Origin of the sequence: Ferruginibacter yonginensis (assembly GCF_042651465.1) — a bacterium.
Taxonomy (GTDB): domain Bacteria; phylum Bacteroidota; class Bacteroidia; order Chitinophagales; family Chitinophagaceae; genus Ferruginibacter; species Ferruginibacter yonginensis.
Genome location: NZ_JBHSCZ010000010.1, coordinates 1 through 1,369, shown reverse-complemented (window position 1 = coordinate 1,369; position 1,369 = coordinate 1). Strand labels below are relative to the sequence as shown.

Sequence of the window (1,369 nt, the reverse complement as noted above, 5' to 3'; positions counted from 1 at the left end):
ATCAGCAGCAGTTCGGGCAGGACGTTACAAATCAACAAATTTTCTTAAATTCAACATCAACAAAAAATCAGCATCGGTCGGGCGGACGGAACTCGAAATTCCCAGTCTTCGCAAATACCCGTCCGTTGGTTGCCATTAAAAACACCCTACTTAGTTAAAAAAACTTTATGAATATTAAAGAGTCGCTTGACAAAATTGAAAGAAACCTTAGTAAATTGAATTATACATATTCCTACGTGTCGACACAAAATTCAGACCTAAACTATACTGCAAAAAATCTGGTAAGTTTAAAAGACGCAGTTAATGACCTTTCAGACATAGATTTTATAAGAGAACAAATAGATACACTTAAATATTCAGCTCTTTTTAAAAACTATAAAGATGAAGATGCTTTTACCTCTACTGAAAATGCAAAAATCAGTCGCACAGTTGAAGATTTAAGAATAGGGCTTACTTTTTTACTCAAGTATTATAATTCTGCAATTACGGGAGGTGACAATGTAATCGAAATTAAACTACCTGATACAAATAGTTTTGATGAATTATCAAAAGTTTCAAATGACCTAAAAAAAGCAATTGAATTTCCTATTTTGGATAGTAATACGGGCGGAAATGTTGAAATCCTAACTGCGGAAAATGGCTCAATATGGATTATAGTTTCTGTAGGAACTATTGCTGCTGTTAACTTAGTTGCCTCTATATGTTGGGCAGCGGCTGTAATTAGAAAGAAAATGGCGGAGGCAAATATTTTTGAAGCTCATGCCAAGACATTGGACTTAAAAAATGAAGCTTTAGCGGCCTTAGTTGATGCACAAAAAAAACAACTTCAAAATATAGTACAAGCGGAAGCTGAGTCAATTGCTGCAAAACATTATGATATTAAAGACCCTGAAACAATTGGACGATTGAAATTATCATTAGAAACAACAGCAGACTTGATAGACCGTGGAGCGAAGATTTTACCTAATTCCAAAGTAGAAGAAATTAAAAAGGCTTTTCCTGACTACAGCAAACTTGCATTAATTGAATCAAGTATTAAACAAATTGCTGCTGGTAATTAACGGCAGCCAACAAAGCTATTGCTGCCATTGGGACCGGACGGAATTACAATCAGCAGCTGTACAAATCCAAACAGTAGTTCGGGCGGACGGATTTCTATTGAGCATCAGTTCTAATCATCAACTCTATTCAATAAATTTAACTTCAGCGCCGGGCTGGACGTCGGCAAACCCAACGACCAGCAATACCCGTCCGTTAGCTGTCATTATATGAAGACACCGTTTATAATAACCATTTCTTTTTTGACTTTTTTTGCTTCTTGTGACACTTCAAAAAAGAAAAAAGTAGATATAAAAACTTTATCTCATAA

Annotated in this window: 1 protein-coding gene; it reads left to right on the top strand. The window is 35.4% G+C overall.

Going from position 1 to position 1,369, the window contains the following annotated elements:
- The first annotated feature begins 167 nt into the window (after positions 1-167).
- Complete coding sequence (locus ACFOWM_RS13910; protein WP_379711212.1) at positions 168-1,061, top strand: hypothetical protein; 894 nt, start codon at positions 168-170, stop codon at positions 1,059-1,061.
- The last annotated feature ends 308 nt before the right edge of the window (positions 1,062-1,369 follow it).